Origin of the sequence: Citricoccus muralis (genome assembly GCF_003386075.1) — a bacterium.
In the GTDB taxonomy this organism is placed as follows: Bacteria; Actinomycetota; Actinomycetes; order Actinomycetales; family Micrococcaceae; genus Citricoccus; species Citricoccus muralis.
Genome location: NZ_QREH01000001.1, coordinates 3,496,048 through 3,520,711, shown reverse-complemented (window position 1 = coordinate 3,520,711; position 24,664 = coordinate 3,496,048). Strand labels below are relative to the sequence as shown.

Here is a 24,664-nt window from a genome sequence, read left to right as displayed (position 1 = left end):
CTCGGATACGGAGGCCTCGGCACTCCCCCGTCCTGGCAGATGCGCCGCGCCATGCTCTCACCCAGGGCCACCACCAACTGGGACGAGCTCGTCACGGTCCACATGTAAAGAAGGCCACTTGCTTCGGAGCCCGTGGAGGGGTGTTTTCTACTCAGTGCTCGCTGCGCCGCAGATTCATGATTCGCCAGCCAGCGGGTACTCGCTCACGCAGCGCTGCAACCGCCGCCTCGTAGGACTCGGCCTCAGCCGTCAGCTCATCGAAGCCTCGCTCGCCGCTGCCCGTGTCATCTTCAGGGATGGTCTCGATGGCGGCAGTGATGTCCATCCGTTCAGCCTATGTGTCCTCGGCCCAGGGGGTCGTGTGCGGCAGACTGGGCCCATGTGTGGACGGTATGTGATGGCCCGGGCCCTCGGCGACTTGGTGGCAGACGCCGGTGCGGTCGAGCCCAAAGAAGAGCTGGCGCTTCGGCCGAACTGGAACGTTGCTCCGACCAGCGAAGTTCCCATCGTCCTAGACCGGGCGACCGAAACCGGAGATCGCAGGGAAATCCACGTGGCCCGGTGGGGCTTGGTCCCGCCGTGGGCCAAGGACACCGCCGTCGGCTCGCGAGCTTTCAACGCCCGCTCGGAAACCGTCTCCACGAAACCGACCTTTCGCGCAGCAGTGAAAGCCAGGAGAGCCGCGATCCCGGCGGACGGGTACTACGAATGGCTCAAACCGCCCGCAGGTGCACCCAAGGGCACACCGAAACGGCCCTTCTTCGTCCGCCCCGCAGACGGCTCCCTGATCTACTTCGCCGGGCTCTACGAATGGTGGAAAGACCCTGAGAGGGCAGACGACGATCCCGCCCGGTGGCTACTGAGCTGCACGATCCTCACCGGCCCCTCCCCCGAGACCGGCACCGGCACCGGCACCGGCGATACGACCTTGGAACAGCTCGCCGGCCTGCACGACCGCCTGCCCCTGCCCATGGACCGAGACACCATGGACACCTGGCTGAACCCGGAGAAACAGGCCTCCGCAGACGAGGCCGAAACACTGGTCGAGCAGGTGAGAAACCAGGCCTACCAGACCGCCTCGGCCTGGACCCTGACCGAGGTCGGAACTGCCGTAGGCAACGTGCGCAACAACGGACCTGAACTGGTCCAGGGTTTGTAGAGGTGAGTCAGTAGGCATCTGACTCTGGAGCAGGCACGAGTGCTATCTAGTGGAGGCGAACAGGACTGTCCTGATCAAAGGCCCTGTTTGAAAATGGAACTGTGAGCGGGGGGACAGTTATAGAGCGAGTGTTCAACCAGGCGTGGCGAAGAGGTATGGCCTTTCGACATGCCTCACACACTCAACGGATGAAAATATCTCGGCTTCCATCTGCATGCACGCTGTCACCGGCAGACTGGGTGACTCTTACGGTGCGCCGGGCAGCGACTCGCAGACAATGCCGTCTTTGTCGGAATCGAGTCGTGCCACGTCACCGTAGTAGGGGTAGTACCTGTCGAACCACGCTTGGGCTGCGGACCACGTGGAGAAGTCGGAGCAGTTCTTGCTGTCGCCTGGGTTTGCCGGCTTTGTCGGAGTCGGCTTCGGGGTGGGCTTGGGTGTCGGCTTGGGCGTGGGCTTGGGCGTGGGCTTGGGCGCCGGTGGAGGGGAGACCACGGTGGGTGGGTTCGAGGGACCGAACATCGTGTTGTATCGGTCCAGGAAGGCGGCGAGCTGGCCTCGGTTGATGTCCAGGTTGGGCCGGAAGCTGCCGTCCTTGTACCCGGTGGTGATCCCGGTGTTGGCCAGCCAGGTGATGGAGCCGCAGTGCGCGCTGCGCACATCGGTGAACCGGTTGCGGTCACAGGTCGTCGTGATGGGACCGGCCGAGGAGCGGTAGCGCTGCAACATGGTCGCCATCTCCCCCCGGGTGATCGGTGCCGAACCGTGGAAGGTGCCGTCCTTGTATCCCACGGTGATTCCTGTGCCGGCCAGCCAGGTGATGTGGCCACAGAATGCATTCGAGGTGGGGACGTCGGAGAACCACTGCCGGGAGCATTTCGGTGCCGCCTGGCCTGGTTTGGAGTATCGGTACAAGAAGGCGGCAAACTGTCCGCGACTCACTGACGTGTTCGGCCGGAACGTTCCATCGGTGTACCCACCGGTGATCCCGCTAGTGGCCAACCACGAGATCGACGCTGCGAAAGCATGAGAGCCGGAGACGTCGGAGAACGGCGGGGCTGGTGTTACCGCCGCCGGGACGTTCGCCTTGGCCGGCAGCGTTACCGCCGGGTTGCCACACCCGGTGACGAGCTCGGAATTAAGCGTTCGAGCTTCGTTGCTGTCGATGGTGAGGTTCCATCGCCACTTCGTGGAGACCCAGTCAGTGAGGTAGTCACACCGCTGTGCCGGCGGCAGCCACTCGACCGGGTCTCCGGCACCCTTGGACTGGTTCAGGTTGTCCGTCATGACCACGAGCGAGCCGCGGTAGGTCAGGTCGTTGGCGAAGGCCTCTCGCTGGGATGGTGTCCAACTGCTGGCACCGGACTGCCACGCCTCCTGGAGTGGCACCAGGTGGTCGATGTCGACGTCACTGGCCTGCGTCCACACCTCCCCGTCGAAGGCCGACACCCACTCCCCCGTGCTGACCGTGCAGCCACTGGAATACGTGACCGGCGCGAGAGAGTCACGGATCAATACTTCGGCCCTGGTGTCACAGCCGTCACCATCAGCATCCGACCAGTGCTCGAAGTAGTCCCGGTCGTAGGCAGGGCTGGTCGCCTCGGTCTGGACGAGGATCTGATCGAGAACATCACCAGCATTGGTGGTGGCCGCTTGCGCCACGCCGGCAGGGGCAAGGGCACCACCCAGCAGGCCGAGAGCCATGAAGAATCCGCAAATGCGCTGCCATTTGCTGGCAGTTCCTGACCTGATTTCCCTGCTTGAGGTAATGACGCGTTTCATGGGAACCCTTCAGGTCAGAGCGATGACTGCTTTGAGAATAACTGACGACGAGGACATATTCCCTGTGGAAGCATAATTCCGACTTTTCGAACGACTCTTCCCAGATCGTCCTCTTGTCGAAGGTCAGCCGACTCTCGCTTATCCCGTCGGTGACAACCCATAGGGTCGCCCGTGGCGCTTCCCTACGCTCACCGGCCTGCCAGCTCTTCCCAGGCAGTAAGCAAAGCACCGTAAGCATCAACCAGGGCAGGAAAGAAGGAAAGAACAACAAGATCGATCGCGGTCCAGTTGGCCACCAACGGAACGCCGCTACGTGTAGAGGTGGACGGCCGTACCTTCTCGGTCACCGCCCAGCCTGTGCGCTGGTTTGAGAGGCGCAAATGGTGGACAGAGGAACACCGCATCGAGCGAGGTAGAGGCGCCGGCGTTGTGTGGACCACGAAGTTTGGCGACTTCAGGTGCAGTTGGCGCCTCGGGCTCCCTTGCACACAATCGATGTCCGGCGCCACGGAAACTCCGTACGCTGGGAACTGATCCGGATCCACGACCGCGGACAGTACCGGGCCAGTGCCTGACGGATCTGGACAATTTCCCTCTCGACTCGATCAACACCGAAACAGCATGCCGCTTATGCGCTCCAGGCCTCCACATTCGGATCGCCAGGGGCCCGAAGAAGCCGATCGGCACAGGTCTACGAACGCTTGGCAATTTCACCGAAGGACAGGTCCTACACCGAGCGCGCTAGTGATACAACGGTGTCGTCGGCGCCCCGGCTGAAGTGAACGCCATGACCGGTGGAACGTCAGCGACCATGCCGACCCTTGTCTGATCCCGCAGCGCCGTGACCTGCTCTGCATCGCGGTCAGGACGCACGCTACCGAGTGGTTGGTCAGCCGGTCTCGGCGGTGGTCAGGTGTTGGACACATGCTGCGGCTCGGGGGGATTGTCCGGCCACGACATGCTGAACCATTCCCATCCGAAGTACACCGTGTCGGAATCGATGGCGGTGTTCAGTGCTGGGACCGACCGCGGGCCGCTGGCGGGCTGGGGAGGGATTCCGCCGAACATGTCCGCTATATCCACGATCAAGGTGGGGTCGTGATCGGCCTCGACGTAGAGAGCGCTGAGGCCCCCGACGATGGTCCCGGTGTCAAGGCCAGAGCCCAGTTCAAGGCAGGCAACGAGCTGGGCCTGACGGTCGCTGACCAGATTCCAAGCCTCGCGCATCATCGTGGACGTGATCAGCTGGGTGTAGGGGTTGTCCAGGGTGAGCTCGGGGTGCTCGTCCGCTAAGGCGAACCAGTCAATTCGGTGGTCGATGCTGGTCAACCAACGCGGTGTGGGGTCGGATCCCGGGTGCATAAACCAGGTGGTATTGAGGACGTCTCGCAACCATTCAGGCACACTACTGGTCGGGTCCAGGTGGGCACCGATGCCGCGGATGTCGTCCACAAGAGTGGTGATGGCCCCTCGGACCTCGAAGGCCGACTGCCACTGTTCGCGGGTCCACTGGTCGATGTACGCCTTGGGCTCAATCTTGAGGTCCGCAGCGTTGAGTGAAACCAACCATCCGAGATATTGGTCGAGTTCGTCGGAGGGCTGGTGATCGTTGGGCATGGTGGTCTTTCGGCCGGTGTGAACAGAGGTGTCACTGGAGCTGCTGGTCTGTCCAGTTTTGGATGACGTAACCGGTGTCATCTGTCGTGACTTGGAACGTCATGTACTTCGGTGCAGGGGTTAGGGTCCACCCGTTCTCGGACTGCCAGGTCCACGATGCGACAACATAGTAAGTCGCGGTCTCACCTTGGAGGTAGGTATCGGTGATCTGCACCTGGGGAATGCTGGTGGCGTCCTGTTTGGCGGCCTCCCACCAGTCGTCGGGCAGAACGGGCTTGGCGGGTGTGACGAAGATGGTCTCGTATTCCTCCACGAAGAGCGGCAGTGAACGGCGGTATCCATCGGTGGGCGAAGCGTCGGTGGTGGTATCCCAGGTGGTCATCACCTCGGCCGCCGTGGTCACTAGTTCCTTGGCGTTGAGCCCCTCGCGCGTCAGCGTCATAGTCGGAGCGGCCGTGGGAGTTGCCGGCTCCGTGGAAGTCGCCGGGGTGGTGGTCTCCCACGCTGATCCGGTTTCAGTGGTGGAGGGCGAGGACGATGGTGTCGTTGTTGCTACGGCCGCCTCGGTGGGTGTGGTGGCAACGGGTTCCGGCGGCCGGCTGAAGAGATAGATGATCGCGCCGGTCAGGAGAACGAAGACCGAGATGATGGCAATGAGGGCGATGGTGAAGCGGTGGGCGCGCATGGGAGGTCTATTCTTGGCTGGCGGGTAGACGGATGTAGCTGGGGACGTCTTTGATCGGGGTGCTGGTCACCGAGTAGGTGTTGGGGGTGTCGAGGTTGTAGTGCTCGATGATGGCGTTCTCGCCCTGGACTGCGGCTACGAATCCGACATGGCCGTATCCGCCTCCGATGTCTGAATAGCCCCACCAGGCGATGTCACCGGGGCGGGGATCATTGGTGTGGACGCTCACCCCGTCGACTGGGGCGAGGATGTCTTTCCAGGATCCGGCCCCGTTCTGGCCGGGACCGTAGCCGACGCCGAGGCGGGCGAAGGTGAACGGAGGTTGACCTTGGTCGGGGGTCCAGCCCATGGCCTGGTTGATGCGCCACATCACGAAGTCGGTGCATTGGCGTTGCGTGTGGCCGAAGGTGCTGCGGGGGTGGCCCCAACCGTCGACTCCTACCGGTTCCCGGTACGGGTAGTCGTCCTCACCTACCCCGTCGATGCTGAGGTCATCCGGGCCATTACAGGCATCGGCCCCGCCGGTCCCGCCGGCAGCGGCAGTGATCGTCTGGACGTACTGCTGAGTCTCCTGAAATGGGGGTACGCCGTTGTGCTCCAGGACGGCTCCGGGTCCGGCGTTGTACGCCGCTAGGGTCAGACGGATCGCGTCGTTCCCATCACTAGACAACGGGGTGATCTGGTCGTAAAGGTGTTTCATGTACCGGCCTTGGGCGGCTATCGCGGCGTGCGGATCGAAAGGGTCGGCCCCGTTGCCCCATTCGGCCCACGTGATGGGCATGAACTGCGCGATGCCCTGGGCACCGGCCGGTGAGACCGCCTCGGGGTCCCACCCTGATTCTTGGTCGATCTGGGCGGCCAGTACTCCCTGGGCGATTCCGGACTGGGCCGATGCCTCCGCGATGGCCTGGCGGTATTCCTCCGGTATGGATTCGTCACCGGCTTCCGGTCGGCAGACCCTTCCCGCGGCGGCCGGCCCTTCGAATACGGAGAGCGTCAGCAGCAGCAAGACGGCCCCGAGGACCAGTCCCAGCAGGGCCGCCCCCAGGCATCCGGCACCGGCGGCGGTCTTGTACGGCATCGGTGTTACATTCCCTCGATGACGTGGGCAGTGGCTTGCAGGTAGGCCTGTCGGGTGGAGTTTGAGAGTGATTCCCAGATGATCTGGCCGCCGTCGTCCAGGGCCCGATCGAAAGGAATGACCGCAATGGCCCGCACCAGACCCTCGAGGGTGTCGGTGATGTCCTTCAGCCGCTGCGGTGATGCGGTGCGTGGCTGGGTGATGAGCGCCACCGCGTTGTCCAGTTTGTCCCCGTACCCCTGGTTGCGCAGGGCATCGATGGTGGTGAAGGCCCGCCGGGCGGCATCTTCCTTGTTGGCAATCGCAACGACCAACACATCCGCGACGTCGATGGCGGCCTGCCAAGTAGGGGCTGTGGAGGCGTTTCCGGTGTCAACGAGGGCCAGGCCGTAGAACTGGCGCAGAGCGGCGTGCATGGTGCGGAAGGCTTCAGCGTCGATGACCTCGGTGTTGCCCGCTTCGTTTTGGGATGCCAGAACGTGGAACTTGTTGTCCCCCTGGGGACGGACGTAGCCGGCAAGCCGATCGGCGTGCTTTGGGGTCGTGAAGTCCGCGATGCGCTCCAATAGGTCGAGTGCAGTATGGGAGTGGGCGGCGGGCAGTGCTCGGTCTGCCAGGTTCCCGGAGTTCTCGTTGTTGTCCCAGGCCAGCACCATGCCTCCGCGGACGCGCCCGAGGGTGGCTCCGAGGAGGTAGGTGGCCGTGGTCTTGGATGCTCCGCCCTTGATGTTGACCACGACAGCGGAGCGGTGCCCGGCCAGGCCTTTCTGGATAGTGGCGTGCAGATGCCGGGTGTGCTGCTCGCCACTTCCGGGGGCGATGGACAGACCCACGGCATTATTGAGTGCTCCTCGCCACCCGGTCCGAGCCGGGCCGAGGGCCTGCCGACGGGTCTGCGTCCGGGTCGCGAAGGCCTGAGCAGTCGACACCGGCCGGTCAGAGACCATCGTGCCCAGGACGTACTGATCAAGCTGGGGCACCCAGGATGGGACGACTGTCGCGGCGTCGTGAGCCAAGACTGCGGCCACGTCGCTGTCCGCGGTGGTGTCCGTGGCCGGGGCGTAGCGGTGGGTGCGGACCCCGGGCAAGTCGCTGGTGATGGTGATTTCGTGGCCGGCTCTGGTGGCCACGGCTTGGCCGATGGTGTCCAGGCTGGTCGGGGTGACCGGGTACAAGTAGCCGGCCTGGTCGTCCAGGTGCCACTCAGTGTATTCCAGCAAGTAGTCCGGGACGTCCGTTCCCGGCGCCGGACCAAGCTGGCCCTCGGCCAGGGCCCATCGCCCGGGAACGAAGCTCGGATCGGTCTCGTGCTGCCTGGCCAACCCGAGCACGGGGGTGGACTGATGCGCCCACCCGGCGATCATGGCCACAGCCTGCTCTAGACTCCCGGCCGGGACGCGGGTGCCGGTGCGGTCGACCAGGGTGACCTTGGCGTTAAGTTTCACAGTGCTCGCGACGATCATGGGCCGGCTCCTCGGATTCGACGGGGATGTGTGTCACAAACAATTCGGCAATCCGGGACGGGGAGTGTGTCGCCCCGTGCGGACCGGTAGCGGTGGCCACCGTGCACCGGAATCGAGTTTCTGCACCGATGGCCACCACAACGCTCACCTCAGTGCGCGCGTGGGGTCAGCCACGACAGCACCCTGGGTAGCAGTGGCTGCGCGGATCTCGGCAACGGCCTTCTCGAGGCGGTTCGGGTTGAAACCGGTAAACCGTTCGCTGGGAGTCTCGATGATCGGTATCTGCTGAAATCCGTCAGCACGAAGTGCTGCGAGCTTTGCCTGGTTCTCATCCAGGTCAATGAACTCGTAAGGGACGTCCCTCTTATCCAGAAATCGGGTAGCCGCCGCGCATTGGACGCAGGCGTGGGTGCCGTTGACGGTGATCATGTTGTCCTCCGCGGGGAACAGTGCTGACTGAATGGTCATGGTGGCCTCAAAACAGTTCTTCGGTGACGGCAGGCTTGTGCTCGCCGATGGTGGCGGTGGTAAGTGCCATGTGGTCGTCGACTTCAAGGCCCTTATCCGCCGTGTTGCTCAACCACCACCCAGCACGAGTCAACGACTTCGCAACCTCGATGACTTGGTCAGCGCTGGCCGGCCGGAACTGGGCTGAGGTCCGTGGTCTCGGCGTGGCCGAAGGTAGAAACGTGTTCTCGAACGTTTTCGCGATGACCATGGACGTTCCTTTGCTCGGATGCCACCAGTTCGGACACGCCGGCAACGATGTGTGTCGATGTGCACAGCGCCCAGATGACCGGCCTAGGTCCCTGCCGGACCAATCCCGTCTTCGACGGCGGAGCTCGGCGCGACTCCCGCCATGACCTTTTCGGGGCCGGTCTTGGCGCTCGTCGCGGAACGGCGCCCCGGTGCAGGTAAGACCAGCACAAGAACGGTCAGCCCCCGGGCACGTGTCCCGATTGAACGCACCGGTAAGGAGCCGAGCAACGTCGTGGCCTGCACACATGGACCCTCATCGGGGAGCAGTGAGACGGCAGCTTGGGGAGGAGCACCGACAAGAATTCATCGTGGTTCATTCGACATCGCTTCGATCTCCGACGAGGCGGCACGGAGACGGCGGCAGAGAATGATGCGTTCCCTTCTCAGATTGTTGACACCCCAGAGAACGGCCCATTGTGTAGAAAAATCACCTCAAGATGCCGCAGCCCTACGCAGCACCGTGACCAGCAGCCAGATGCCACCGCCAACGCCGATGTACCAGAGGAAGACCTGGTCCTGAAGAATGGCGAACCAACCGAAGAGCCCAAAGGCCAGAGCCAAGAACGCCAGGATCTGGACTAGAGCCAGCGTGAAGCCGACAGGGCGAGTGGCAAACGAGACCAGGATGGTCGCAGCCGCGGCGATAGCAACAATGTAAAGCCAGATCATGACGTCCTCCGTCGTTCCATCTTGTGATGGTCCCCACGCTTTCACCGGCCACGGACAAGCTAGCGCCCCGAGCAAACCTCGGTTGGCTTCGACGAGTGGATAGACGGGAGAGCGTTATAGGCCGGGCCGATGGTCGTCGTAAGTGGATGGGTGCAGTGAACACGGCCGGTGTGATTGGCAACGTTCTTGCTCGGTTCAGAGTCGGAAATACTCCATGAAATATCGCCAAGACAGACGATCAACTTTGAACTCAGTTAGCGATCCCCTCGCCTACGCGCTGCGCTTCGGATGACCTACTCCGCAACGGCGCAAGCGCCCTTGCGTTGTGTGGGAAACAAGGCGGCGGAGGAAGTGCCTTACAGGGTCAGAGCAGGAGGAGCAGGAAGAGCAGTGCCCAGCCGAGCAGGACTGTCACGGCGAGAATCGCTAAGACTGCCCGCCCGCGTCGGGTGCTGACCCACGCCGGGACCCGATCAGCTATGGCGTCGGGCAGGGTGGCGTCCACGGACTGACGGATCCACGCTTGGCGGGCCTTGCGGGCGCGACGCCGGGACGATCGTAGCGAGCGGCGGAGGTGGTGGAGCATCACAATCCCCCTGGGAACAGCAGATCGTGGTCAGAGGCGGCTTGGCCTCTGTACTCGAAGGCCCCTGCCGCGATCCGGGCCAGGTCTCGGATGCGTGCCCAGTATTGCCGAGTGGTGTTATACGGCGCCCCGGTGATTTGAGCCAGGTCGTGCGCGTCCACGGCTGTGACGCCTCCAGCCTCCTGTGCAGCGCCCAGGTACGCGGGTGCGTGCCGGCCGATCGCACTGGGCACGCTGGCTACCGTGGCGACGATGGACTGGGCGTTGTCGGGAGCATCCAGTGCGGCGCGGATGACTTGGGCCAGGGTGATGACTTCGCGGGAGGATGCCCGGAGGGCATCGGCTGAGATGCCGAGGTCTGCGCTGGCCGCCGTGGTGTCTCCGTCGTAGATCAGGTGCAAGCGCAGGAAGGTCTCCACCCGGTGCTCATCCATCCCGAGTGCGTCCTGGACGAGGTGCAGGACGCCCAGCACGTGCCGGAGCTCGTCGGCGGCCTCTACGCGCCGGGTGTCGTCGTCCACGCTTCCGTGAACGGCGGTGTCGCCGCGGGCGGCGGTGATGGCTTCGAGGCTGTCGGCTTTGCCACCGTTGCATTGGGAGCCGTGGCTGGCGGTTCGCCGGTAGTGGTCGTGGGCTCGGCGTCGGGCGACGACGCGGCACAGCGTGGGCCAGTCACCGCGGGCCGGGTCGAACCTCACGCTCTGGAGGGATAGCCAGGTCTCTTGGAGTAGGTCGTCGATGTCTTGGATGGGGCCGCCGTACTGGCGGACCATGGCCGCGACGACGGGCCGGATGGTCTCGAGGTCTACGTGCATCGTGTTCATCGGATGGTCTCCTTCCGGGTGGTCCGGATGTTGGACTGCTCGGCGAGGTGCTGGGCAAGTCGGGCGATGCTGAAGTGCTGGTGGGCGGCCTGGTCGGGTTCACGTAGGGCACGGCTGGGGGTCCAGCAGCCCAGGCCGGTCATGCCGTGCTCGGCGAGGGCTTGGACCTGGGCGTCGGAGGCGGTGATGCCGGCGGCGTTCAAGGTGTGCAGCAGGTCGCGGGTGCGGTGCTCCAGCGACTGGGCCGGTAGGGCCGTGACAGGGGCCAGCAGCGGGGGCTGGACGGCGGGCGGCTTCCGGGGGCTCATGCCGCGGTCTCTTTCGGTTGCCAGCCGGCGAGGGCGGCCGCGGTGATGACCTGGCGGCGGACGGAGCAGTCCGGGCCGAGCTCGGCGGCTGCGCGTTCCATCAGGGTCAGGTGCTGCATCGGCCGGGCCTGGAGGAACGCGCTGGCGGCGGCGTAGGTTTCCGTGTCGATCCCGTCCACCGACTGTGCGCCGGAGTTTTCCACAGGCGCTGGTGAGCGTGGCTGGGACTCAACCAGTTCATCCTCGCTGTATTCCTGTAGTGGTTCCTCAGTCCTCCTAGGGGGCACCGTTTCGGAGGGGCTCAACCCACCGAAACGGTGGGGCTGGTGGGGCACCGATTCGGTGGGGCTGAGGGGCACCATTTCAGTGGGGCTGGACTGAGGTCGTGGGTCCTGCCTGTGGACAACCGACCACATGGTGACCGACCGTCCGGTAGCACCACGGGTGACTGTCGGGGCCGCCGTCGTCATCGGATCTAAGGTCAGGGCGTACTCTGCCCGGCTGCCCTGACGGGCGGCGCCGTTGGGGACAACGGCACCAGCACGCTTCAGGCTGGCCGTCACCCGACGGAACTGCTCGGCGGCGCTGTCCGGGCTCGCCTCGGCATTCAGACCGAGGTGCCGGGCCCCGGCCTGCCAGCCGCCGAAGTAGACCGGTGGGGTGCCGGTGTCCAGGGCAACCAGTGCCATGAAGGTCAGCAGGCGGTGATCGCGGTGGCCCAGGTGCTTCCAGTAGTTGGAGACCATCAGGGCATTCGAGGCACCCATCAGTGAATCTCCTGGGCTCCGCCGTTCCAGTGTGAGGCCCCGGTCACGTCGTCAGCCCCAGGATGCCCAGGATGCCCAGGGCCACGACGACGGTATCGAGGTCGTCACGCAGCTCACGGGCAGCGGTGAAGCGGTGGCCACCTGCAGCTTCCTCGGGGACCACCACCTCGACGTCGCCATCCGGCGTCCAGATCGAGTACACGTCCCCGGATCGGGGGCCATAGGCAATACGGCCGCCCCGGTCCAGGGTGAAGCCGGAGGGTGGGGTGATACCCAGATGTACGGTCGCGATAGAATAGGTCATGGTTCCTGACTCCTGAATGGTGGCTGGTTCCGAAGGGCGTTCGCAGGTCTCCCCAGACGAATGCGAACGCCCTTCCTTGTGCTGGCGGCTCTTGCCGCCGTGTCTGCCACGGTGTCGCTCGCGTGGAACTTCGCTTTCCTCAGGCACTGGCGTGTTCTCCCGTCCGAGTCCGGGTCTGGGCCTGGAGCCACGCCTTCACATCACTCCCGCGATAGCTGACATTGCGGCCGATCTTGATGAAGGCCGGGCCCTGTCCTACGTATCGCCAGTAGGCCAAGGTATTCACCGTGCTTCCCAGATACTCGGCAGTGGGGCCGGGCCGGTATAGCTGATCCTCTTCCATCGCTCTTCCTCCATGTGAATCATGATGATCGCTTATCCATGATGATGACAGCTTAGGTGTGCTCTTGGGAGATTGCAACAGGATATGTAGCCAATCATCTTGATGTGTCAAAATGGTGCCCATGGCGGAACCTGCATCAAATAAGAGGAATCCACTCGGACCTACAGGGCAGACCGTGCGATCGAATGTCGCTCGGCTGCGCGGAGGGATGCAGTACAAGCAGCTTTCAGAAAAGCTAGCCGCGCTTGGTAGGCCCATCCCCACACTCGGCCTGCGGCGGATCGAAGACGGTGAACGTCGAGTAGATGTTGACGACCTCATGGCGCTGGCCGTGGCGCTAAACGTCAACCCAGCGGCACTGCTGCTGCCGGCGGAGGACAGGGGCGTGTCGGTGGAAGCAACCGGGGTTGGCTCGACCGGCTTCAGTGAGCTGTGGAGATGGGCGGATGGCATCAGCGCTCTCCGGGCATCCAGCCTGGCCTCGGACAGCGCACTGGAAAACGCGCTTCGTGCACGACTTGAAGATCAAGACTTCAGGAACCGAGTTCGGCCACCTCTACATCGAGTTGATCGAGTTGACGTTGGCGATCCATCCCTCAACCAGTCAGGCGAGGCACCTCCTGTAGACGAGATTCTGCGCTCTTTGCGAGAAGCGACGGAAACCATCGAGCGTTTGCAACAGCAGGAACCGACCCAGGAGGCCGAGAACCGTGGCGACAGTTGAGGCTTACGAAACGAAGGCCGGCCGACGGTATCGGGTGCGGTATCGGACGCCTGAACGCCGCAGTACGGACAAGCGCGGGTTCAGGACCAAGCGGGACGCGGAGGCGTTTGCGGCCACGGTCGAGGTGTCAAAGCTACGGGGCGAGTTCATCGACGCCGCGGCCTCGAGGGCCACGGTGGGTGGCCTGGGGCCGGCGTGGCTGGGCAGGCAATCGCATCTGAAGCCCTCAGCGCTGCGGCCCGTGAAGAGCGCCTGGAAGGTCCACGTGGAGCCGCGCTGGGGCGACGTGGCCGTCTCGGACGTCAGGCGCACTGCGGTGCAGCAGTGGGTGGCGGACATGAGCTTTGAGCGAGGGGCCACGACGGTGATCCGGGCCTATGGGGTGCTGGCGTCGATCCTGGATGACGCGGTGGCGGACCGGCGGATGCTGCAGAATCCGGCGCGGGGCGTGAAGCTGCCCAGGCGACACCGGAAACCACACGTGTACCTCTCGCACTCTCAGGTGCATGCCCTGGCGAAGGCGTCGGCGAATCCCACGCTGGTGCTAGTACTGGCGTACTGCGGGCTGCGGTGGGGCGAGGCGGTGGGTTTGCGGGTGCAGGACCTGGACGCGCTGCGGCGTCGGCTGATCGTGGAGCAGAACGCGGTGGAGGTCGGCGGGATCTTCGAGGTCGGGACACCGAAGTCCCATCACCGGCGATCGGTGCCGTTCCCACGGTTCCTGTCAGAGCCTCTGGCGGCCGCGTGCGAGGGCAAGGGCCGCAGTGAGCTGCTGTTCCCGGGGCATCATGGACAGTTCCTGCGGCAGCCGCGCGTGCGTGCCTTGGGCGAGGCTGAGAAGCGCGCGCGGGATTCGTGGTTCTCATCGGCCCTACAGGACGCAGGCCTGCCGAGGATCACGCCACACGATCTGCGGCACACGGCCGCATCGTTCGCGGTGTCAGCTGGGGCGAACGTCAAGGCGGTGCAGCGGATGCTCGGACACAGCTCGGCGGCCATGACGCTGGACGTGTACGCGGAGCTGTTCGATGACGACCTGAACGCTGTGGCGGACCGGCTGGATGAGGCGGTATCGGCCCAGATTGTGGGCAAAACGTGGGCAAACGCCACAGGCCTCGAGAAGTGAACGGCCCTACTTCCACACCGTTGAAGGGAAGTAGGGCCGCTCCGTAGCGGTACCCCCAGTGGGACTCGAACCCACAACACAGAGATTTTAAGTCTCCCGCCTCTGCCAATTGGGCTATGGGGGCTGGATCCGACGGCGGCCCGGACCCCCTCAAGGGTACCGGGCCGCCGTAGAGCCGAGGCTTAACTCGAAGCGTACTTCGAGGCTTACTGAGAGGACTTCGTGGACTCCAGCACCTTCGGGTTGTCGAAGCGGCCCGGCTTGAGCTCGCCGCCGGCTGCCTCGAGGAAGGGGTTGTGCGGGTTCTCGAGGCCCTCGATCGGCGTGGTGTCCCGGCCGAAGACGAGCTCCATGATCCAACCGGAGACCACGCGGGCCTTGCGCTCGTACATCGGCATGGCCAGGCCGTGGTAGCCGCGGTGGGCCAGCCAGGCCGGGACGCCGGTCAGCTTCAAGCCCATCGGGTTGCCCACGCCCTTGCCGAAGCCGAGGCCGGCCACGGCGCCGAGGGACTTGTGCACGTACTCCTCCACGGCGCCCTCGCCGAAGCGGACGGCCAGCAGGTTGGCGGCGAGGCGCTTGGCCTGGCGCACGGCGTGCTGGGCATTCGGGACGCAGTGCCCACCGGGGCCGTCACCGGTGAGGTCCGGGACCGCGGCCACGTCGCCGGCACCCCAGGCGCCTTCGAGCACGCCGCCGGTGCCGTCGGAGATCTGCAGGGTCGGGGTGACCTCGATCCGGCCGCGCTGCTCCACCGGGAAGTCGGTCTGCTTGGCCACAGCATTGGCGGCCACGCCGGCGGTCCAGACGAGGGTGTCGGACTCGAACGTACCGGCGTCGGACTTGTCCTGCATGTTGATGAGCTTCAGGACACCGCCCTCGGCACCGGCCAGCGAGGTGTTGAGCAGGACCTCGATGCCGCGGGACTTCAGGTGCTCGACGACCTCGACGGCCTGGTCCTCGCCGACCTCGGGCATGATCTTGCCCATGGCCTCGATCAGGACGATGCGCGCGTCAGACTGGGCCAGGCGAGGATTCTTCTTGATGTAGGACCGGATCAGGTCCTCCATCTCGGAGATGGTCTCGACGCCGTTGAAACCGCCGCCGACGACGGCGAAGGTCAGGGCGCGTCTGCGGGCCGCGGCGTCGGTCATGGTGGAGGCGGCCTCGAGGCGGGCCAGGATCTGGTTCCGCAGCTGCACGGCTTCCTGCACGGTCTTCATGCCGATGCCGGCCTCGCCCAGGCCCGGGATCGGGAACACGCGGGTGGTCGCACCGGCGGTCATGACGACGTCCTGGTACGGGATCTCGAACTCGGAGCCGTCCTGCGTCTGGACAGTGGCCGTCTTGCGGGCGTGCTCGACCTTGATGACCTTGCCCTGGACGATCTCGGAGTTCTTCAGGTGGGTGCGGTGGTCCACCACGATATGCCGGGGCTCGATGTGGCCGCCGACGACCTCCGGCAGGAACGGCTGGTAGGTCATGTACGGGTTCGGGTCCACGAGGGTGACGACGCCGCCACGCTCCTTGACCTTCTTCTCCAGGTTCTTGGCGACGTACAGGCCGGCGTAACCGCCACCGACGATGAGGACACGGGGCTTCGGGGACAGCTGCGGAGTGATTGCCATGAGACCCAGCCTAGACCCGCTCACCGCACTTCGTGAAATTTTTCACAAAGTCACAAAGTCTCGCTCACCAACGGACGTGCCTGGGTGTGCCTGAGTCAGACTGGATGGACTGTTGATGTGGCTCAACGCTCCGGTGATCTCCGCTGACGGAGATACAGCACCACCGCGGTGGCCGCCAGCCCGGCGACCACGAGGCCCGTGCCGATCACGAGCGCCGGCTGCAGTCCCGGGGCGGGATCGGCCGGGGCGGTCGCCTGCGGCAGCTCCGTGGACAGCGGGTCCGGGGTCGACGTCGGCTCGGCTGGCTCCCCGCTCGGGGTCGCCGTGGGCGTCGGCGCACCGGAGGACTCGGCGCGACGGTGCACGCGGATCCAGTCGGCGATGGTGTCCATGGGATTGCGGTCCACGGCGCCGACCTCCGCCGTCACGGCCGCCGCGGCGTCGATGATGCCGTGCCCGTAGACCGGGTCCTCGCCGGGAACCCCGGCGTCCTCGGCCGTGGCCAGGATGCGGTGGATGACCTGGTGGGCGGGCATCTCCGGGTACTCAGACCGGATCAGGGCGGCCAGGCCGGCCACGAGCGGCGCGGCTCCCGAGGTGCCCGCCCACTCCTTCCGGTCACCACCCGGCACGGCTCCGACCAGCGGGTCGGCCGGGGCGGCCACCCCGATGGAGATTCCCTCCGTGGAGGAGTCCCAGCTGGCCGTGCCATCCGGGTTGAGGCCCGCCACGGTCAGCACCCCGGGAATGGTCGCCGGGGCACCCGCGGTCAGGGTTCCGGAGGCACGGTTACCTGCGGCGGCCACCACCACCACGTCGTTCTCCTCGGCGTGCAGGAAGGCCCGGTCCCAGCTCTCCGGCCAGTCCTGACGGGTGGAGCCGAGGGACATGTTGATGACGTCGGCCCCGTTGTCCACGGCCCAGGTGACGGCCTCGGCGATCTGGTCTTCCGGGGACGGGCCGCCGGGGTTGCTGGCACCGAGGTGGACCGAGATGGACAGCAGTTCGGCCCGGGGAGCCACCCCCACGATCCCGTCCGGCCAGGCGCCGGTGGCCTCGTCCGAAGTCGGCGTGCTGGAGGTGGCGGAGGGGCTCGGGCTGGGTGCGGTCTCACCGGAGGGCAGCGTCGAGGGCGTCGGTGTGGCCTTCGCGGAGCGGCGTTCCTCCTCGGCCCGGCGCAACGCAGCCTCGTTGTTCCCGCGGCCGGCCAGGACCGAGGCCACCAGGGTGCCGTGTTCGGCCATCTCCCCGACCGGTTCGGTGCCGGAGTCATTGCCCGCACCGGAGACGTCGATGCCGCCGACCACCTGGCCGCTCAGGTCGGGATGGTCCGCGTCGATGCCCGTATCGATCACCGCGACCGTGACGCCCTCGCCCTGACTGGTCCCCCACGCATCACGGAATCCGTACTCGTCCAGCCAGTACTGCCGGTCCCGCCATTCATCCGCGGAGGCGACGGGCAGGGCGGACCAGCCCGCCGCACCGGGCTCTCCCAATGCTCCGGACTCGCCGGACTGGGCCGAGCTCCCGGCTGGAGGCGGCAGCAGCACGGGTCCGGCGACGAGGGCGGCGGTGAGCACGGGGACGGTCAGCACGGTGGCCAGGGGCACAGCGGTCAGGCGGGAGGGGCGGGACAGTCGGCCGCCGAGGCGTGGGGCCCTCCCCCACTGGCCGGACCTGCGGCCGCTCATGCCGTCTGGGACAGGGCGATCCCGTCCAGGATGTCGTGCTCGGACGCGATGGCCGTGGTGACCGCTCCATGGCCGGCCTGCGCCACCCGGCGCAGGACCATCGACCAGATAAGGGCGCCGGCCCCAATCACGTCGACGCGGCCCGGATGCATGTAGGGCAGGGCGGCCCGTTCGTCCCGGCTCGCCGCCAGCAGTCGCCCGGCGGTGTCACCGATGACGTCCACATCCAGCTCCGTGGCGTGGATGACCCCGGGATCGTAGGCGGTCAGGCCCAGCGCGGCGGCGGTCACGGTGGTCACTGTCCCGGCCACACCGACGACGGCGGCCACCTCCCCCAGCGGGATGCTCGCCTCAACCTCGTCCAGGACGGCCTCGATGTCCCGGGCCGCTCCCTGGATCTCGGCATCAGTTGGCGGGTCGGTCCGCAGATGGCGCTCGGTGAACCGGACGCAGCCCATCTTGACGCTGAGGGCGTGGGTGACCTGCGGCCCTGCACCTCCGGGACCGGACAGCGTCCCGAGGACGAACTCTGTGGACCCGCCGCCCAGGTCCACCACGAGCACCGGCCCGGCGGCAGGATGACCGGTCTGGCCGGTCACGTTGGTCAGTCTGGCCTGTCGCGGATGCTCGGGCGTGGAGGGGGCGCGCGGGGCCAAGACGGAGGCCGCGCCGGCGAAGGACAGCGCCGCCTCCTCGTCCCCCGTGATGATTTCAGGGTCCACACCCAGGCGTTCACGGATTCCGGCGGTGAAGTCAGCGGCGTTGGCGGCGTCACGGCTGGCTGAGGTGGCGACGAACCGGACGGAGGTCGCCCCGAGGTCCCGGATGATCGCGGCATAGTCTTCCGTGGTGGCGAAGGTGCGCTGCATGGCGGCCTCGGACAACCGACCGGTGGCGTCCACTCCTTCGCCCAGCCGGACCACGCGCATCTCGCGATGCAGGTCCACGAGCCGGGGGGCAGCCGTGCTGCCGGTCCCGGACTGATCCGTCGGCTGATCTGTCGGAGATTCGAGGCGTGCCACGAGCAGGCGGATGGAGTTGGTCCCGCAATCTATCGCGGCGACCGTCCTTCCCGGACCCGAGACGACGCCGTCGTTCCCCCGGGTGTGGGCTACGGTCTCCTCGCTGCCCGGCCGGCGTGTGGCCGCGCCCTGCACGGGGGTCTGCACGGGGTTCTGCTCCCCCGCGAGTCTCTTCACGTGGCGGCTGAGGTCCCTGCTCGGCACGGGTGCCCCGGGGTCCCAGGCGCCGGCACACCAGCAGGTCTCGGCGGTCCACTCATCTCGGATGCGCCCGAGCGCCTCGTCCCCGAGGGGGTTCACGCCGGGCCCGGCGGCCAGCGAGTGGCCCACCAGGACGTGCAGGCACTTGACCCGCTCGGGCATGCCGCCGGCGGAGATGCCGGAGATCTCGGGGACCTCGTCCGTGCCGGCCACCCGGCCCACCCGGTCACGCTCGACCAGGTAGGCCTCGTGCGCGCTCCGGTAGCGGGCGGACAGCGCGTCATCCTGCTGCAGCCGTTCGGACATCTCGGCCATCGCACCGGACGCCTCGAGCCGGGAGACGGCAGCCGTCAGCACAGGGTGGGTCAGGTAGAACGTGGTGGGAAAGGGGATGCCGTTGGACAGCCGCGGAGCAGTGGTGGCCACCAGCGGATTGCCGCACACGCACCGGGCCCCGATCTCGACCACATCACGGGCAGGGCGGTTCAGTTGCAGGCTGATGGTGTCCAGGTCCTGCTGCGTGGGGGTGCGGTCCAGGTTCTGCGTCATGGTGATGATCTTGCCTCAGTCGGTGCGTGGATGCCGGTGACAAGTGCTCCAGCCTAGTCGGTCCCTGCACGCACCACGGAGTCCAGTAGGGCATCCGCCCACGGCATGTCCTGGTTGACCTCGCTCGGGCTGGCCGGTGGCGGCACGGGGTCCTCCACGGCCTCATCGCCGCCGATGACCATGTAGGTCTGCTCACCGGGCATGACGAGGTTGAAGCGTTCGCGCGCCTGCTGCTGGATGTAGGCCGGGTCCTCCCAGCGGGCGATCTCGCTCGTGAGGTCCTGCTGCAGCTGCTGCTCGGCAGCGATCTCCTCCTGGACGGCACGGAGCTCGGCCTGCTGATCCAGGAACACCCGCAGGGTTGGGGCCAAGAGCACCGCGGCCACGAAGAGCACCACGAGGAAGGCCACGGAGCGGCCGGTGAGGTTGCGGGCCGGAACGGGTTCGACCGGGACCAGGGCCGGGCCCGGCGTCGACGCTGCCGTCGAACCAGAGGAAGAAGAGGAAGCAGAATTCAACGAGGGGCCCGAGGACCGGGTCGTGGACGGGGCCGCCACGGCCCCGCTGGAGGAACGGCCCGGAGCACGGTCCGGGGGCCGGGCCGGAACACTGGCGGTGCTCCGCGCACGGCCACGGGGCACGGACCGGCGCAACAGGTTGCGGCGTTCGTCGGCCCGGCGCTGCCCGGGAGTCGGTTCCGATGACGGAACGGCCGAGGTCTCTTCTGGATCCGCCTCGTCCTCCGGGACGGTTCCGGGTCCGTCCGAGGCCTCCGCGTCGGCGGGTGCCGGGGTACCACTCAGCACCCGGGCGGCGGGCCGCCGGTCGGCGGACGCCCGGTCCACCGACTCGAGGGATGCGAGAGAATCGATGGACTCGGGAGACTGGCGCGACGGTGCCGCGTCGAGGGGGATGACCTTGGCGGAGTGGCCGCCCACCAGGTGCGGCGTCGAGCCGGGCCCGGCGGTGCCCGTGCGCTGGGCGGCCCCGGATCCCACCTCGGCCAGCTGACGCTGGGACGTTTTGGGGACGCGCGGACGACGAGTTGCCACCTGTACCTCCGTGCCCATCCTGAACAGAAATCCTGACGTGAAACCGGGCCATCTCCCCGGGTCCCTCTGACGATAACGGCTGAGCCGCCCGCCGTCGGGACAGCGCGCCGAGCGGTTTCCCGGGCGTTTGCCGGGCTTTCGCCGTTAACCACCGCAACCCCGCCCCCGAAGAGCCGGGAACGGGGTTGCGGGAGGTTGCGGGTCAGCCGGTCAGGCGCGGGCGGTGAACCGCGGGAAGGCCGAGGCACCCGCGTAGATCGCGGAGTCGCCCAGCTCCTCCTCGATGCGCAGCAGCTGGTTGTACTTGGCCACCCGGTCCGAGCGGGCCGGGGCACCGGTCTTGATCTGGCCGGCATTGGTGGCCACGGACAGGTCGGCGATGAAGGTGTCCTCGGTCTCGCCGGAGCGGTGGGAGATCATGCAGTGGAACTGGTGGCGCTGGGCCAGCGAGATCGCGTCGAACGTCTCGGTCAGGGAGCCGATCTGGTTGACCTTGACCAGCAGGGCGTTGCCCGACTGCTCGTCGATGCCCCGCTGCAGGCGCTCCGGGTTGGTGACGAACAGGTCGTCGCCCACGAGCTGGACCGTGGCCCCCAGGGAGGTGGTGAGCTGCTGCCAGCCCTCCCAGTCGTTCTCGTCCAGCGGGTCCTCGATGGAGATCAGCGGGTAGTTCGCGGCCAGCTCCTCGTAGTACGCGATCATGTCCGCGGCACTCTTCTGCTCGCCCTCGAAGGTGTAGGCGGCGTTCGAGCAGAACTCGGAGGAGGCCACGTCCAGGGCCAGGGCGATGTCCGTGCCCGGGGTGTAGCCGGCCTGCGTGATGGCCTCGGTGATGAGGTCCAGGGCGGCGCGGTTGGACGGCAGGGACGGGGCGAAGCCGCCCTCGTCACCCAGGCCGGTGCCGAGCCCGCGCTCCTGCAACACCTTCTTGAGCGTGTGGTAGACCTCGGCGCCCCAGCGCAGGGCCTCGGAGAAGCTCGGCGCCCCGATCGGGGCGATCATGAACTCCTGGATGTCCACGTTCGAGTCGGCGTGGGCGCCGCCGTTGAGGATGTTCATCATCGGCACGGGAAGCACGTGGGCGTTCGGGCCGCCCAGGTACTTGAACAGGGAGAGGTCTGAGGAGGCGGCGGCGGCGTTGGCCACGGCCAGCGAGACGCCGAGGATGGCGTTGGCGCCCAGGGTGCCCTTGTTCTCGGTGCCGTCCAGGTCGATCATCAGGGTGTCGATGAGACGCTGGTCCGTGGCGTCCTCGCCCTCCAGCTCGTCCGCGATGTTCTCGATGACGGCGTTGACGGCACCCAGCACGCCCTTGCCGAGATAGCGGCCCTGGTCACCATCGCGGCGCTCGACGGCTTCGAACTCTCCCGTGGAGGCACCGGAGGGCACGGCGGCGCGACCGAGGGAGCCATCGGTCAGCAGCACCTCCACCTCAACGGTGGGGTTACCGCGGGAATCGAGGATTTCACGGGCATGGATGGCGTCGATCAGGGCCATGTGCGGTCTCCTTTGAAGACTGTCGGTGGGTAGAGCGTCAGGGCCGGTGTGGCTTGACGGTCCGGGTGGGCGCCGTGGCGCAGGTTGCGGTACCGCGGGGCGATGCGGGTTCAGCCTAGCCCGTCGGGTCCGTCCCCGAGAGGTCGTGACGGAGCGCGGCCAGGTGTTGGCGCAGCGCCCGCTCGGGGTCGAGTCCCGCGGCACGGGAGCGCTGGACCAGCCGGAACAGCTCGGCGCCCAGCTCCCCCTCGTCCTGCTGCACCCTCGGATCCTGGCCCGACGGCGGCGGGCCGGGTTCCGGCAGCGGGTCCACCGGCTGCCGGGCGGCCCGGTCCACGACCTTCGCGGCGGCCGCCAGCGCGGGCAGGTGGGCGGGGACCTCGGCGAAGGCCACAGGTGAGGTGACAGGCGAGGCGACAGCGCCAGGCGACAGGTCGGCGTCGGGCACCTCCCCCGGCTTTCCGGCATCCGCCTCAGCTGTCCCGGCTGTCCCGGCTTTCTCGGCTGTCTCGGATGCGCGCTCCGCCTTCTTGATGCGCTCCCAATTCTTCTCGATGTCCTCCAGTCTCGCGGCCGCCAGGTCCTGCGGCTCGCGCAGGGACCCGTCAGCGTGGAAGACGTGGGGGTTCCGGCGGATCATCTTGGCCGTGATGGCCTCGGCCGTGCCGTCGAAGGTGAAGCCACCGGCCCCCTGTGCGATCGCCGCGTGCAGGACGACCTGGAAGAGCACGTCCCCCATCTCCAGGCGGAGCTTCTCGTACGTGCCGTCGGCCAGCGCCCCCTCGGGCCATCTGGCCGGTGGCGCGGACTCGATCACCTCGACGGCCTCGTACGCCTCCTCGATCAGGTACTCGGTCAGCACGGCATGGGTGAGCCGTCGCGTCCACGGGCAGTGCTCCCGCAACTGGGCGACCACCCAGACAAGCCGGTCGACCGCGACGCTCACGCGTCCTCGTCGTCGAGGGCCTCCAGGCGCACCGGGCCGTCCCCGGTCCCACCGCTGGAGATGACCTCGCCCCAGGCTTCCACGAGCAGCTCGGCCAGGGCCTCGCGGTCCTCGAGGGGCAGGAAGGCGGCCTCGGCGGCGTTGAGCTGGAAGTCCAGCAGCTCCTCCAGCGAGTAGCTGAAGACCTCCGCGATCAGGTACAGCTCGTCGGTGAGGGAGACCCCGCTCATCAGGCGGTTGTCCGGATTGATGGTCACGCGGAAGCCCAGCTGGGCCAGCATGTCGATCGGGTGGGTGGAGACCGTGCCGCCGTAGGCGGCCACGGCGCCGGTCTGCAGGTTCGAGGACGGGCAGATCTCCAGCGCGATGCCGCGGTCACGGACCCAGGCGGCAGTGGCACCGAGGTCCACGAGGGCGTTGTCCTCGCCGACCTGCTCACCGTTCTCGTCCACGGCGTTGAACTCCACCGTGATGTCGTCGGCGATCCGCACGCCGTGGCCGAGGCGCAGGGCGCGGCCGTTGACGAGGGCGTCATTGATGGACTCGAGGCCGTCCGACTCACCGGCGTGGACGGTGGCCGGGAAACGCTGGCCGGCCAGCCAGGTGAAGGCCTCGGTGAAGCGCGAAGGTGGGAATCCGGCCTCCGGTCCGGCAATGTCAAAGCCGACTGCAACGGAGCCACCGGAGCCACGGTGGCGGACGGCCAGCTCGGCGATCTCCTGGGAGCGGTCGTTCTGGCGCATGGCCGTGATGAGCTGGCCGACGCGGATCGGGGCTCCCGCGTTCTCAGCGTTCTCCACGCCCTCGTCGAGTCCGGCCTGGACCGATTCAACGGCCTGATCCAGGGTCAGCCCGCCGGCAGTGTGCTGTTCGGGGGCCCAGCGGACCTCGGCATAGACGATGCCGTCCTCCACGAGGTCTTCCACGAACTCGCGGGCCACCCGCTGCAGCCCCTCTGCCGTCTGCATGACGGCGATCGTGTGGTCGAAGGTCTCGAGGTAGCGCTCAAGGGTGCCGGAGTTCGCGGACTCGGCGAACCACTCCGCCAGCGCGTCGGCGGTGTCGGCGGGCAGTTCGTGGCCGATCTGGCCGGCGAGGTCGAGGATGGTGGCCGGTCGCAGGCCCCCATCGAGGTGGTCGTGGAGGCTGATCTTGGGCAACGCTGCCAGATCGACGTCGAGGGGCGAGGGGGCGGAGAATTCGATCGCGTCAGTCACGTGGCGAGTCTACGGTAGCGGCCTCGGCCCGCGGTCCCCCGCCGGCCGCCTGCTTCCGCTCCGCCAGCCGGAGCAGGATCCTCTTCAGGATGAGGTCCACCACCCAGCCGACGGCAGCGGCGGCGACCAGCGCCACGATGATCTGCAGCAGCGTGTTGTCCAGCCAGCCGGCGGTCGCCCGGGCGATCCCGATCGAGTACGCCGACCAGAGGAACGCGGCGAAGACATCCAGCAGGGTGAACCTCAGCCGCGGGTACCCGGTGGCCCCGGCGGTGTAGTTCACCGCCACCCGTCCGCCCGGGATGTACCGGGCCGTGCAGATCACCAGCGCGCCGTGTCCGTCCAGGGCGGTGCGGGCGGTGGCGACGGCCCGGACCACGCTGCGGCTGCGCATCCAGCGGAACCGGGTGATGCCGATCTCCCGGCCGAGGGCATAGGCGATCTGGTCCCCGGTGATCGCCCCGAGGGCACCGATCAGCCAGACCCACCACAGGGAGACGGTGTCCCCGGTGCCGGAGATGGAGGCCAGTGCCACCAGCACGGACTCCGAGGGCACCACGGGGAAGAACCCGTCGATCGTGCACAGCAGGTAGACCGCGAGCAGGATCCACCACTGCCCGGCGGCATGGAGGACCACGTCTTCGATCATCTGGAGCACCCGTTC

At 66.9% G+C, this 24,664-nt stretch carries 28 protein-coding genes and 1 tRNA gene; 4 read left to right on the top strand and 25 right to left on the bottom strand.

The window, feature by feature from the left end; all coding sequences use genetic code 11:
• Positions 1-108 (top strand): DUF4113 domain-containing protein (locus C8E99_RS16355; protein WP_147301252.1); only part of this gene is annotated, 108 nt, incomplete at its 5' end.
• Between the two features lie 43 nt (positions 109-151).
• On the opposite strand, the gene C8E99_RS15955 is transcribed toward C8E99_RS16355, so the two are convergent.
• Positions 152-325, bottom strand: a complete 174-nt coding sequence (locus C8E99_RS15955) for a hypothetical protein (protein WP_170144633.1) — start codon at positions 323-325, stop codon at positions 152-154.
• 54 nt (positions 326-379) lie between these two features.
• Between C8E99_RS15955 and C8E99_RS15680 the strand changes: the two genes are divergently transcribed.
• Positions 380-1,159, top strand: a complete 780-nt coding sequence (locus C8E99_RS15680) for an SOS response-associated peptidase (RefSeq protein WP_115933085.1) — start codon at positions 380-382, stop codon at positions 1,157-1,159.
• Between the two features lie 246 nt (positions 1,160-1,405).
• On the opposite strand, the gene C8E99_RS15675 is transcribed toward C8E99_RS15680, so the two are convergent.
• The 15 genes from C8E99_RS15675 to C8E99_RS16290 all read right to left on the bottom strand — a co-directional run bounded on the left by C8E99_RS15675 (position 1,406) and on the right by C8E99_RS16290 (position 12,470).
• Entirely contained in the window at positions 1,406-2,863 is a 1,458-nt protein-coding gene (locus C8E99_RS15675; protein ID WP_170144632.1) for an S-layer homology domain-containing protein, read from the bottom strand.
• A gap of 266 nt (positions 2,864-3,129) precedes the next feature.
• Complete coding sequence (locus C8E99_RS15950; protein WP_170144631.1) at positions 3,130-3,288, bottom strand: hypothetical protein; 159 nt, start codon at positions 3,286-3,288, stop codon at positions 3,130-3,132.
• Positions 3,289-3,850: 562 nt separating this feature from the next.
• Positions 3,851-4,558, bottom strand: a complete 708-nt coding sequence (locus C8E99_RS15665; protein WP_115933083.1) for a hypothetical protein — start codon at positions 4,556-4,558, stop codon at positions 3,851-3,853.
• 31 nt (positions 4,559-4,589) lie between these two features.
• Positions 4,590-5,243, bottom strand: coding sequence for a hypothetical protein (locus tag C8E99_RS15660; protein WP_115933082.1), 654 nt, complete (start codon positions 5,241-5,243; stop codon positions 4,590-4,592).
• A 7-nt stretch (positions 5,244-5,250) separates the two neighbouring features.
• Positions 5,251-6,324, bottom strand: coding sequence for a transglycosylase SLT domain-containing protein (locus C8E99_RS15655; protein WP_115933081.1), 1,074 nt, complete (start codon positions 6,322-6,324; stop codon positions 5,251-5,253).
• A gap of 5 nt (positions 6,325-6,329) precedes the next feature.
• Positions 6,330-7,787 (bottom strand): MinD/ParA family ATP-binding protein, encoded by a 1,458-nt coding sequence (locus C8E99_RS15650; RefSeq protein WP_115933080.1) that lies wholly within the window; start codon positions 7,785-7,787, stop codon positions 6,330-6,332.
• 144 nt (positions 7,788-7,931) lie between these two features.
• Complete coding sequence (locus C8E99_RS15645; RefSeq protein WP_170144630.1) at positions 7,932-8,216, bottom strand: glutaredoxin family protein; 285 nt, start codon at positions 8,214-8,216, stop codon at positions 7,932-7,934.
• Between the two features lie 46 nt (positions 8,217-8,262).
• A complete protein-coding gene (locus tag C8E99_RS15640; RefSeq protein ID WP_115933078.1) occupies positions 8,263-8,505 on the bottom strand; it encodes a hypothetical protein in 243 nt (80 codons plus the stop codon).
• A 473-nt stretch (positions 8,506-8,978) separates the two neighbouring features.
• The gene (locus C8E99_RS15635) at positions 8,979-9,215 is read right to left on the bottom strand and encodes a hypothetical protein (RefSeq protein WP_115933077.1); all 237 of its coding nucleotides are present in this window, start codon (positions 9,213-9,215) and stop codon (positions 8,979-8,981) included.
• Between the two features lie 364 nt (positions 9,216-9,579).
• Positions 9,580-9,801: a hypothetical protein gene (locus C8E99_RS15630; protein ID WP_115933076.1), complete on the bottom strand. Its 222-nt coding sequence runs from the start codon at positions 9,799-9,801 to the stop codon at positions 9,580-9,582.
• Positions 9,801-10,625, bottom strand: a complete 825-nt coding sequence (locus tag C8E99_RS15625; protein WP_115933075.1) for a sigma factor — start codon at positions 10,623-10,625, stop codon at positions 9,801-9,803. Before C8E99_RS15625 ends, C8E99_RS15630 begins: the two co-directional genes overlap by 1 nt.
• Positions 10,622-10,933 carry a hypothetical protein gene (locus tag C8E99_RS15620; RefSeq protein ID WP_115933074.1) on the bottom strand — a complete coding sequence of 104 codons (312 nt, stop codon included), beginning with the start codon at positions 10,931-10,933 and terminating at the stop codon, positions 10,622-10,624. Before C8E99_RS15620 ends, C8E99_RS15625 begins: the two co-directional genes overlap by 4 nt.
• Positions 10,930-11,700, bottom strand: coding sequence for a hypothetical protein (locus C8E99_RS15615; RefSeq protein WP_115933073.1), 771 nt, complete (start codon positions 11,698-11,700; stop codon positions 10,930-10,932). Before C8E99_RS15615 ends, C8E99_RS15620 begins: the two co-directional genes overlap by 4 nt.
• Before the next feature lie 43 nt (positions 11,701-11,743).
• Positions 11,744-12,004, bottom strand: coding sequence for a hypothetical protein (locus tag C8E99_RS15610; protein ID WP_115933072.1), 261 nt, complete (start codon positions 12,002-12,004; stop codon positions 11,744-11,746).
• 139 nt (positions 12,005-12,143) lie between these two features.
• The gene (locus C8E99_RS16290) at positions 12,144-12,470 is read right to left on the bottom strand and encodes a helix-turn-helix transcriptional regulator (RefSeq protein WP_245952405.1); all 327 of its coding nucleotides are present in this window, start codon (positions 12,468-12,470) and stop codon (positions 12,144-12,146) included.
• A gap of 85 nt (positions 12,471-12,555) precedes the next feature.
• Here C8E99_RS16290 and C8E99_RS16100 point away from each other — a divergent pair, with 85 nt between their 5' ends.
• Positions 12,556-13,071 carry a hypothetical protein gene (locus tag C8E99_RS16100; protein ID WP_211309070.1) on the top strand — a complete coding sequence of 172 codons (516 nt, stop codon included), beginning with the start codon at positions 12,556-12,558 and terminating at the stop codon, positions 13,069-13,071.
• Positions 13,058-14,197 (top strand): tyrosine-type recombinase/integrase, encoded by a 1,140-nt coding sequence (locus tag C8E99_RS15595; RefSeq protein ID WP_115933070.1) that lies wholly within the window; start codon positions 13,058-13,060, stop codon positions 14,195-14,197. Before C8E99_RS16100 ends, C8E99_RS15595 begins: the two co-directional genes overlap by 14 nt.
• A 50-nt stretch (positions 14,198-14,247) precedes the next feature.
• Here C8E99_RS15595 and C8E99_RS15590 read toward each other — a convergent pair.
• The 9 genes from C8E99_RS15590 to C8E99_RS15550 form a co-directional block, all read right to left on the bottom strand.
• Positions 14,248-14,321: transfer RNA gene (locus C8E99_RS15590), tRNA-Leu, on the bottom strand.
• 82 nt (positions 14,322-14,403) lie between these two features.
• Complete coding sequence (locus C8E99_RS15585; RefSeq protein ID WP_115933069.1) at positions 14,404-15,825, bottom strand: NAD(P)/FAD-dependent oxidoreductase; 1,422 nt, start codon at positions 15,823-15,825, stop codon at positions 14,404-14,406.
• 122 nt (positions 15,826-15,947) lie between these two features.
• Positions 15,948-17,516, bottom strand: a complete 1,569-nt coding sequence (locus tag C8E99_RS15580) for a S8 family peptidase (RefSeq protein ID WP_115933068.1) — start codon at positions 17,514-17,516, stop codon at positions 15,948-15,950.
• Positions 17,513-19,288 carry a DUF501 domain-containing protein gene (locus tag C8E99_RS15575; RefSeq protein WP_115933067.1) on the bottom strand — a complete coding sequence of 592 codons (1,776 nt, stop codon included), beginning with the start codon at positions 19,286-19,288 and terminating at the stop codon, positions 17,513-17,515. Before C8E99_RS15575 ends, C8E99_RS15580 begins: the two co-directional genes overlap by 4 nt.
• 53 nt (positions 19,289-19,341) lie before the next feature.
• Positions 19,342-20,340 carry an FtsB family cell division protein gene (locus C8E99_RS16095; RefSeq protein ID WP_245952404.1) on the bottom strand — a complete coding sequence of 333 codons (999 nt, stop codon included), beginning with the start codon at positions 20,338-20,340 and terminating at the stop codon, positions 19,342-19,344.
• A 210-nt stretch (positions 20,341-20,550) separates the two neighbouring features.
• On the bottom strand, positions 20,551-21,837 hold the full coding sequence (eno, locus tag C8E99_RS15565; RefSeq protein WP_115933066.1) for a phosphopyruvate hydratase: 1,287 nt from the start codon (positions 21,835-21,837) through the stop codon (positions 20,551-20,553).
• Positions 21,838-21,952: 115 nt separating this feature from the next.
• Positions 21,953-22,783, bottom strand: a complete 831-nt coding sequence (locus tag C8E99_RS15560) for a MazG nucleotide pyrophosphohydrolase domain-containing protein (protein WP_115933065.1) — start codon at positions 22,781-22,783, stop codon at positions 21,953-21,955.
• Positions 22,780-24,000: an adenosine deaminase gene (locus C8E99_RS15555; RefSeq protein ID WP_115933064.1), complete on the bottom strand. Its 1,221-nt coding sequence runs from the start codon at positions 23,998-24,000 to the stop codon at positions 22,780-22,782. The genes C8E99_RS15560 and C8E99_RS15555 overlap by 4 nt, the downstream gene beginning before the upstream one ends.
• On the bottom strand, positions 23,993-24,649 hold the full coding sequence (locus C8E99_RS15550) for a DedA family protein (RefSeq protein ID WP_245952501.1): 657 nt from the start codon (positions 24,647-24,649) through the stop codon (positions 23,993-23,995). The genes C8E99_RS15555 and C8E99_RS15550 overlap by 8 nt, the downstream gene beginning before the upstream one ends.
• Positions 24,650-24,664: the final 15 nt, after the last annotated feature.

What these genes read in the sequence shown, in the direction of transcription:
- C8E99_RS15655 (WP_115933081.1), bottom strand. Translation starts at nt 6,324, where the DNA reads ATGCCGTACAAGACCGCCGCCGGTGCCGGATGCCTGGGGGCGGCCCTG.
- C8E99_RS15580 (WP_115933068.1), bottom strand. Translation starts at nt 17,516, where the DNA reads ATGAGCGGCCGCAGGTCCGGCCAGTGGGGGAGGGCCCCACGCCTCGGC.
- C8E99_RS16290 (WP_245952405.1), bottom strand. Translation starts at nt 12,470, where the DNA reads ATGGGCACCATTTTGACACATCAAGATGATTGGCTACATATCCTGTTG.
- C8E99_RS15615 (WP_115933073.1), bottom strand. Translation starts at nt 11,700, where the DNA reads ATGGGTGCCTCGAATGCCCTGATGGTCTCCAACTACTGGAAGCACCTG.
- C8E99_RS15630 (WP_115933076.1), bottom strand. Translation starts at nt 9,801, where the DNA reads ATGCTCCACCACCTCCGCCGCTCGCTACGATCGTCCCGGCGTCGCGCC.
- C8E99_RS15645 (WP_170144630.1), bottom strand. Translation starts at nt 8,216, where the DNA reads ATGATCACCGTCAACGGCACCCACGCCTGCGTCCAATGCGCGGCGGCT.
- C8E99_RS15575 (WP_115933067.1), bottom strand. Translation starts at nt 19,288, where the DNA reads ATGACGCAGAACCTGGACCGCACCCCCACGCAGCAGGACCTGGACACC.
- C8E99_RS16100 (WP_211309070.1), top strand. Translation starts at nt 12,556, where the DNA reads ATGCAGTACAAGCAGCTTTCAGAAAAGCTAGCCGCGCTTGGTAGGCCC.
- C8E99_RS15675 (WP_170144632.1), bottom strand. Translation starts at nt 2,863, where the DNA reads ATGGCTCTCGGCCTGCTGGGTGGTGCCCTTGCCCCTGCCGGCGTGGCG.
- C8E99_RS15625 (WP_115933075.1), bottom strand. Translation starts at nt 10,625, where the DNA reads ATGAACACGATGCACGTAGACCTCGAGACCATCCGGCCCGTCGTCGCG.
- eno (WP_115933066.1), bottom strand. Translation starts at nt 21,837, where the DNA reads ATGGCCCTGATCGACGCCATCCATGCCCGTGAAATCCTCGATTCCCGC.
- C8E99_RS15955 (WP_170144633.1), bottom strand. Translation starts at nt 325, where the DNA reads ATGGACATCACTGCCGCCATCGAGACCATCCCTGAAGATGACACGGGC.
- C8E99_RS15550 (WP_245952501.1), bottom strand. Translation starts at nt 24,649, where the DNA reads ATGATCGAAGACGTGGTCCTCCATGCCGCCGGGCAGTGGTGGATCCTG.
- C8E99_RS15610 (WP_115933072.1), bottom strand. Translation starts at nt 12,004, where the DNA reads ATGACCTATTCTATCGCGACCGTACATCTGGGTATCACCCCACCCTCC.
- C8E99_RS15640 (WP_115933078.1), bottom strand. Translation starts at nt 8,505, where the DNA reads ATGGTCATCGCGAAAACGTTCGAGAACACGTTTCTACCTTCGGCCACG.
- C8E99_RS15665 (WP_115933083.1), bottom strand. Translation starts at nt 4,558, where the DNA reads ATGCCCAACGATCACCAGCCCTCCGACGAACTCGACCAATATCTCGGA.
- C8E99_RS15680 (WP_115933085.1), top strand. Translation starts at nt 380, where the DNA reads ATGTGTGGACGGTATGTGATGGCCCGGGCCCTCGGCGACTTGGTGGCA.
- C8E99_RS15620 (WP_115933074.1), bottom strand. Translation starts at nt 10,933, where the DNA reads ATGAGCCCCCGGAAGCCGCCCGCCGTCCAGCCCCCGCTGCTGGCCCCT.
- C8E99_RS15650 (WP_115933080.1), bottom strand. Translation starts at nt 7,787, where the DNA reads ATGATCGTCGCGAGCACTGTGAAACTTAACGCCAAGGTCACCCTGGTC.
- C8E99_RS15660 (WP_115933082.1), bottom strand. Translation starts at nt 5,243, where the DNA reads ATGCGCGCCCACCGCTTCACCATCGCCCTCATTGCCATCATCTCGGTC.
- C8E99_RS15585 (WP_115933069.1), bottom strand. Translation starts at nt 15,825, where the DNA reads ATGGCAATCACTCCGCAGCTGTCCCCGAAGCCCCGTGTCCTCATCGTC.
- C8E99_RS15635 (WP_115933077.1), bottom strand. Translation starts at nt 9,215, where the DNA reads ATGATCTGGCTTTACATTGTTGCTATCGCCGCGGCTGCGACCATCCTG.